Below are 8,189 nucleotides of genomic sequence, written 5' to 3'. Positions count from 1 at the left end.
CATATCTTAACGAACCGCTGTATACGTGACCCGTACGTACAGTGGTGTGAGAGGCTCTCCCTGCCGGGCGACACCGGCAGGGCAGTCTACTCGATTGTACAGAGGCCGTTGGCCTCCATGTATAACAATGTAAACAATAACAACATGAAAAAAACCTTATTATATCTTCTATTATTATTCCCTATTGCATTACTGGCACAGGAAATAAACTATGATGAAACCAAAGTTCCATCGTACACCCTGCCCAACCCTTTAATAATGGAAGATGGAACGAAAGTCACTTCCAAACAAGAATGGATAGAAAAGCGCAGACCCGAAATACTTGATCTGTTCGAAACCCATGTCTATGGGAAAGCCCCGGCAAGCCCGAAAGATATTCAATTCGAAGTGCTGTCGGAAAACCGTTATGCCATTAACAATATGGCAACCCGTAAAGAAGTGGCAGTTTATTTATCGGAAGATAAAACGCACAAAATGACGATACTGATTTATCTGCCCAACAAACGAACAGGTGCTGTGCCACTATTCTTCGGATTGAATTTCAAAGGAAACCACACCATTTGCGACGATGCTGAGATAACCGAATCTATAACCCGGATGAAACCCCGTGATGGAGGAGACGAAATCCGTCCACACGCCTTTAAGCGCGGAGCAGCTTCTTCACGCTGGCCGGTAGAAATGCTGATTGCCAAGGGCTACGGCCTGGCCACCGTGTATCGTGGCGATATAGACCCCGATTACGACGACGGTTTCCAGAACGGAATCCACCCATTGTTTTACAACGAGGGGCAAACCAAACCCCGGCCCGACGAATGGGGAACACTTGCTGCCTGGGCATGGGGATTGAGTCGTGCTATGGACTACTTTGAAACAGACGAAGATATTGATGCCGGCAAAGTAGCCGTTTTCGGTCATTCCCGCCATGGCAAAACTGCATTGTGGACTGCAGCCGTTGATACCCGTTTCGCAATGGCCGTCTCCAACGATTCGGGATGTGGTGGAGCTGCCCTGTCCAGACGAAGATATGGAGAAACAGTGGGCAAAATCAACAGTTTGTTTCCTCATTGGTTCTGCGAAAACTTTAAGCAGTACAGCAACAATGAAGATGCATTACCTGTAGATCAGCATCAGTTGGTGGCATTGATAGCACCACGCCCAGTATATATTGCCAGTGCCATAGACGACCGTTGGGCCGATCCGAAAGGAGAGTTCTTATCAGGCGTGCACGCCACTGCTGTGTACGAACTGTTGGAAGTTGCAGGTCTACCCGTAGAAGAGATGCCGGCTGTAGATCAACCCGAAATGCGGGGAAACATTGGCTATCATGTGCGTTCGGGCGATCACGATATAAATTCTTACGATTGGGAACAGTTTATAAAATTTGCAGATATTCATTTAAAAGATAAATATTAATAGAACACAGAGACACAGAGGCACAGAGTTTTTTCAATTTATAAAGTCTGACCTTTAATAACTCTGTGCCTCTGTGTCTCTGTGTTCTAAATTATTCATATTCAAGAATGGAAGGAGTTATCGCTTCGCTAGGAGTTAAAGGAGTTAAAGCTTTAGATGCTCTGAAGTATCTTAGCTATAACTCCTAAGGAGCAAAGCTCCTGATAACTCCCTTTAACTCCTTCCATTCTTAAATATGAATAATGTAGGTTAGAATATATACTTAAAAATTAAATTATAAATCATGAGAAATGTTATTCAAAAGCTCCTTATCATCCCCTTGATGATAACGGCGTTTACTACTACAAAAGCCCAGACTCAGGAGGTAGACTTGTCTGGTGTTTGGCGTTTCCAGACCGATGTGATGGATTTCCGTCGTGGATCACTATCACCACGGTATAACCACCTTTTGCAGGAAACAATTACTCTGCCTGGTATAACCGACGACCATCAGATTGGTTATAAAGTACCCTATAAATACATCGACCGCCTCACGCGCAAGTACGAATATATGGGTCCGGCATGGTATCAGCGCGATATCGAGATACCAAAAGAGTGGAAAGGCAAACGCATCTTTGTTTACTTTGAACGCACGCACTGGCTAAGTTCCATTTATGTAGACACCAAGGAGGTTAGTCATATCGATTACATCAGCGTGCCCCATAATCACGATCTGACGGAGTTTGTTACGCCGGGCAAAACACATCGCATCACGGTTTGTATCGACAATCGGTTCCAATACAAAACCCACAAATGGAATCATGCGCATACCGAGTTCACCCAGATTAACTGGAACGGTATTTTAGGCGAAATGAAGCTCGTTGCTATCGATCCGGTTTATGTGGATGATATACAAGTGTATCCCAACATTGCAGATAAGTCTGTAAAGATAGAATTGCAGATAAAGAACTATACCGGAAAACAGGTTGCCGGAGATGCCGTACTTACTGTTTTGGGTAAAGACTATACGCTGAACAAAAGCATTGCTATGAGCGGGAACGACTCTATTATCTCTATTGAAGATGTAGTGCAACTGGGCAATAAAATAAAACTTTGGGACGAGTTCAACCCCAATGTGTACACATTAACCTGCCAGTTGAATACAAACACCGATAAAGGAAACTACCAGCACAAGAAATCTGTAGACTTTGGTATGCGTGAGGTAAAACAGGGAAAGAACCATGTGTTACTTAACAACCGTCCTGTTCACTTGCGTGGTAATGTAGAGAATGCCGTATTCCCCAAAACAGGATATGCCCCGGTTGATGATGCCGAATGGGAGCGCATCATGTTGCTGATGAAAGATTACGGATTGAACCACCTCCGTTTTCATTCCTGGTGCCCTCCTCGTGCAGCTTTCCGTATGGCCGATAAACACGGCATCTATTTCGAAGTAGAAATGCCCATGTGGGGAAAGGATGCCGAACTTGACGAAGCCCGCTATAACTTCTTCCGTCGTGAGATGCGTGCTATTTTGAAAGAATATGGAAACCACCCCTCGTTTGTGTTATATTGCAATGGTAACGAAATTACAGGTAACTTCGACTTTATAGAAGAACTAACAGCTACTGGCCGCGAAATCGACAGCCGCCATCTGTTTAGCGGATCTACAGCCCGTACCCGTGTAAAGTCTGACCAGTATTACGTATCTCAACAAACCAACAAAGGCCCGGTGAAGGTGTACGAAGGCTTACCTAACACCAACTGGGACAGGAACAAAGAATCGGATGTAGATGTTCCGGTAATCTCTCACGAGTCTGGCCAACGTTGCATCTATCCTAACTTCGAGGAGATAAAGAAATATGCAAACAGTCCTGTTGAGGCTCGTAACTTCGAAGTGTTCCGCGATATGTTGAAAGAGAATGGTATGCTTGATCAGGCCGGTGATTTTTTCAAAGCATCGGGTGCACTAACAGTGGTTGAGTACAAAGCTGTGATTGAGGCTTTGCTCCGCTCATCCAAATCGGCAGGGTTCCAACTATTATCTATCAATGATTTTCCCGGACAGGGTTATGCCCCGGTAGGAATACTCGATCCGTTCTGGGATTCGAAAGGGCTGATAACTCCGGAAAAATTCCGCGAGTTCTGTGGACCAACTGTAGCCTTGCTTCGTTACGAAAAGAGTTCCTATTTTGCCAACGAAACCTTTACCGGCAAAGCCGAAGTTTATAATTTCAACCAGTCGGGCATTAAGAATGCGAAAATAAAATGGTGGCTGACTGATGAATCGGGTAAGACCCTCAGGAAAGGTAACCTCAAAAGCCAATCCATCGGCAATGATGATGTATTCCCTGTTGGAGAGTTCTCGTTCGACTTGAATGGAATAACATCTCCTCAAAAACTAACTGTACATCTATCTGTAAATGAGAACATAAAGAACAGTTGGAATATATGGGTGTATCCACGCCATGAGCAACTGATGGAATCAACCAATGACGTTCTTTATACCACCGTGTACGACGATAAAGCCAGACAACAATTGGCACAAGGCAAGAAGGTAGTACTGTTGCCATTCCCCAATAAAGTAAAAGGAAGAAAGTCTACATTCCACAACCATTTCTGGAACCCGATTATGTTTGCATGGCACCCTATGACCATCGGTTGTTTGATACATAACGAAGAACCGGTATTCAATGATTTTGTAACATCATATCATACCGATTGGCAATGGTGGGATGTATTAGAAAATGCAAAAGTGATAGAAATGCAGGATACTCCGCAGGCTTTACGACCCTTCATTCAGGTTATCGATGCTTATGACAATAACCAGAAGTTGGGCATCGGTTTCGAAGCAAAAGTAAATGGCGGCAAATTGCTTGTATTGGCAGTAGATACAAAGAAGAATATGGATAATCGTCCGGCTACACAACAACTGCTGGAAAGCATTGACAAGTATGTAAAAGGGGATAAGTTTAATCCAACCGTGAATGTGGAGGAGAGGTTTATTGAATCGTTTTTGATGAAGTGATATTAAACGCTAAGTTACGCTAAGTTACGCTGAGTTACGCAAAGAATACCCAGAACTGTTATGGAGGCCAACGGCCTCTATGCAGTAGCGTAGGGCAAAGCCCTACGTTGGTAAATAATATTGTATTGTGACCCCAACGGGGTCAACCTTAAATACATGCATGTGTTGACCCCCGTTGGGGTCAGTGTTGTGCTGTATTAAATACGTAGGGCTTTGCCCTACGCTATTGCATAGAGGCCGTTGGCCTCCGTAACCAGAACTCTCCGGAGAGTTTTAACCTAGCTTCAAAATAAGATTATACAATGAAAAAAACTACTTTACTATTATTCCTCAGCACAATAACCATCTTGATGCATGGCCAACAAATAAGAATGGAAGCCACAGCATCACTGCAACAAGTGTACGGTACAGAAATCGAGTCCGAAACCCTGTTGCCGATGAACGATTTGGATGTGGAGTTCGGCTATGTACTTTACCAAACAGAAATAACAATTGAAGAAACAGAAGTATTGCTGGAAGTAGAAAATGTAAGAGACTATGCTGTTGTGTACCTCAATGATATGTTGCAGGGAACACTAACCGATAACCGGAAAAGAATAAATCTACCGGCATCTCCGGGTACATACACACTGAGGCTGTACGTTGAAAATATCGGCAGAATAACCTACGGACCCGAAATTCTGGATAACTCAAAAGGAATATTTGGTAATATCTCTCTGGATGGCGAAGATATTGGTAACTGGAGGATTACCGAACTCAATATACGAAACTGTTCCTTCGATGATTTGGTATTCAGTGATCAGAAAGAGAATCTCCCTGTTTTCCATAAAGGATCGTTCGAGGTAGATGTTCCTGAAGATACTTATCTCGATATCTCCGGATGGGGTATGGGCGAAGTATGGATAAACGGAAACTACATCGGTTCGTATTGGGAAGAAGAGAAGCAACAGTCTATTCAGGTTCCTGCCTCTATACTGGCAAAAGGAAAGAACGAGGTTATTGTGTTTGAGTTGAAGAATAATGATCAGGATTCAATGCAGTTATCAAGTGAACCAGTGTTTAAGTAAACTTTGTTTTGAAACGCAGATTAACGCAGATTAACGCAGATTTAGCTAAATAAATAATCTGCGTTAATCTGCGTAATCCGCGTTTCAAATAATAAAAACGAAATGATATGAAAAAGAAAATAACATTAATCTGTTTATCAATCTTTCTCTGTACTGCAACATTTGCCCAGAAGAAAGAAACACCTTTGTACAAAGATGCAAAGCAACCCATTGAGAAACGTGTAGACGACCTTTTATCCAGAATGACCCTGGAAGAGAAGGTAATGCAGCTCAATCAGTTTACGCTGGGGCGTAACGATAATGCCAACAACATGGCCGACCCGGTGAATGACATTCCCGCCGAGATCGGTTCGCTTATCTACTTCAGTAGTAACCCCGATTTGCGCAATCAGGTGCAGAAAAAGGCAATGGAGAAGTCTCGCTTGGGTATTCCTGTGCTGTTTGGTTATGATGTTATACACGGATACCGCACCGTATATCCCATATCGTTGGCACAAGCCTGCTCATGGAATCCCGAACTGGTGAAACAAGCTTGTGCCGTTGCTGCGCAGGAGGCACGCATGTCGGGTGTAGACTGGACTTTCTCGCCTATGATTGATGTTGCCCGCGACGGACGTTGGGGTCGTGTATCCGAAGGTTATGGTGAAGACCCTTACACCAATGCCGTATTTGGAGTGGCCTCTGTACAAGGTTATCAAGGAGATGATTTATCCGATGGTAAAAAAGTTGCTGCCTGTTTGAAACATTACATCGGTTATGGTGCATCCGAGGCCGGACGCGATTATGTGTACACCGAAATATCCCGTCAAACCCTTTGGGATACCTATATGCCACCTTACGAAGCCGGTGTAAAAGCAGGAGCAGTCACTTTGATGAGCTCGTTCAATGATATCAACGGAACCCCCGGAACAGCCAATCATTACATCCTGACCGAAATTCTGAAAGAGCGTTGGCAGCACGATGGTTTTGTGGTTTCCGATTGGGGAGCCATTCAGCAACTCCGCTCGCAGGGCGTAGCAAAAGATAAAAAGGAAGCAGCCATGAAAGCATTCAATGCCGGAGTTGAAATGGATATGATGAACCAATGTTACGATAACCACCTGGCCGAACTGGTGAAAGAAGGAAAAGTATCGGAAGAGTTGCTGAACGATGCAGTAAAACGTGTTCTTCGGGTAAAATTTCGTTTAGGCCTTTTTGAAACTCCATACACTCCTGCCAGCAAAGAAAAGGAAAGATTCTTGCTGCCCCAGAGTTTGAAAATAGCCGAACAACTGGCCGAAGAATCGGTTGTTATGCTAAAGAACAACAACAATGCCTTACCCTTGACGGGTGTCTCGAAAGTAGCAGTAGTTGGTCCTATGGCTAAGAGCAATTGGCATTTGCTTGGTTCGTGGAGAGCACAGGGTAAAGCAGAAGATGCAGTAACTGTTTTTGCCGGATTGGAGAATGAGTTCAAAAACAAAATACAGTTATTGTATGCACAAGGTTGCGATTTCGATGGCGAAGATAAATCCGGCTTCGATGAAGCATTGACAGCTGCAAAGAGTGCCGATGCTGTAATTGTTTGTTTGGGCGAAAAGGCACAATGGAGTGGAGAGAATGCTTCGCGTTCAACACTTTCGTTACCTCAGATTCAAGAAGACCTGGTTACTGAATTAAAGAAGGCTGGTAAGCCGGTTATCTTGCTTCTATCCAGCGGTCGGCCTTTGGAACTAACCCGTTTGGAGAAACTAAGCAACGCCATGCTGCAAATCTGGCAGCCGGGTATTGCAGGTGGAAATCCTATTGCCGGAATTCTTTCGGGCCGGATAAATCCTTCGGGCAAACTAAGCATCACGTTCCCTTATGCCACAGGGCAAATACCTATTTACTATAACCACCGTCAGAGTGCCCGTACACATCAAGGCAAATACCAGGATATTCCCAGTACTCCACTCTATGAGTTTGGATATGGTCTAAGTTACACCACTTTTGAATACAGTGATATAAAACTTTCGGCCCATAAAGTAAAACGCGGAGACAAACTGATTGCAGAAGTAACAGTAAAGAACACAGGTAATATGGATGGTGCCGAAGTTGTACACTGGTTTGTCAGAGATCCGGTGAGCACTATATCGCGCCCGGTTAAAGAACTCAAACACTTTGAGAAACAAATGATTAAGAAAGGAGAAACAAAGACTTTTTCTTTCGAAGTAGACTTAATACAGGATTTCGGATTCATTGATGGCGAAGGGAAACGCTTTCTGGAATCGGGAGAGTATTATGTGCTGGTGAAGGATAAAAAGGTGATGGTGGAAGTGGAGTAACATTGGTAGCTTCTACGCAAGCTATATAGCATTGGGGTTCCGATCTATATAGATGAGTGCCTTCGATCTATATAGCACCGACCCCTTGATCTATATAGCATTAATCCCTCGGCCTATATAGAAAGATATTTTACTTATTATTGAACTGTACTTTTATCCCGGTAGGATAAAGGTTTTCTCCTACCGGGATGAAGCGTTCATCCTACCGGGAGAAACCGTTTATCCTACCGGGAGAAAGGCTTCATGCTACCAGGATGAAAGTATGAACAATACAGATGTTACATGAAAATGCGAGGCTGTATGCTATCCGCATGGTGAATCCCTTGGGATTCAATTTGAATAACCCCCAGTGAAGGGCGAAGCCCGACTGGGGGCAAGTCAATACATACACAGTCT

At 43.9% G+C, this 8,189-nt stretch carries 4 protein-coding genes; all 4 read left to right on the top strand.

The features are described from left to right. Nucleotides 1-144: 144 nt before the first annotated feature. The 4 genes from D0T85_RS20295 (at nucleotide 145) to D0T85_RS20280 (ending at nucleotide 7,793) form a co-directional block, all read left to right on the top strand. On the top strand, nucleotides 145-1,413 hold the full coding sequence (locus tag D0T85_RS20295) for an acetylxylan esterase (protein WP_163215340.1): 1,269 nt from the start codon (nucleotides 145-147) through the stop codon (nucleotides 1,411-1,413). A gap of 283 nt (nucleotides 1,414-1,696) precedes the next feature. After that, complete coding sequence (locus D0T85_RS20290; RefSeq protein WP_163215339.1) at nucleotides 1,697-4,420, top strand: sugar-binding domain-containing protein; 2,724 nt, start codon at nucleotides 1,697-1,699, stop codon at nucleotides 4,418-4,420. A gap of 302 nt (nucleotides 4,421-4,722) precedes the next feature. Continuing rightward, nucleotides 4,723-5,487, top strand: coding sequence for a hypothetical protein (locus tag D0T85_RS20285; protein WP_163215338.1), 765 nt, complete (start codon nucleotides 4,723-4,725; stop codon nucleotides 5,485-5,487). A gap of 107 nt (nucleotides 5,488-5,594) precedes the next feature. Continuing rightward, complete coding sequence (locus D0T85_RS20280) at nucleotides 5,595-7,793, top strand: glycoside hydrolase family 3 N-terminal domain-containing protein (protein ID WP_163215337.1); 2,199 nt, start codon at nucleotides 5,595-5,597, stop codon at nucleotides 7,791-7,793. Nucleotides 7,794-8,189: the final 396 nt, after the last annotated feature.

This window comes from Bacteroides sp. 519 (assembly GCF_010500955.1).
Lineage (GTDB): Bacteria > Bacteroidota > Bacteroidia > Bacteroidales > Bacteroidaceae > Bacteroides.
The sequence above is the reverse complement of the archived record's forward strand: the minus strand, read 5'-3'. Positions and strand labels throughout refer to the sequence as shown.

Bases quoted from the DNA above. Each gene is read 5' to 3' on its own strand.
- D0T85_RS20290 (WP_163215339.1), top strand. From the start codon at position 1,697: ATGAGAAATGTTATTCAAAAGCTCCTTATCATCCCCTTGATGATAACG.
- D0T85_RS20285 (WP_163215338.1), top strand. From the start codon at position 4,723: ATGAAAAAAACTACTTTACTATTATTCCTCAGCACAATAACCATCTTG.
- D0T85_RS20295 (WP_163215340.1), top strand. From the start codon at position 145: ATGAAAAAAACCTTATTATATCTTCTATTATTATTCCCTATTGCATTA.
- D0T85_RS20280 (WP_163215337.1), top strand. From the start codon at position 5,595: ATGAAAAAGAAAATAACATTAATCTGTTTATCAATCTTTCTCTGTACT.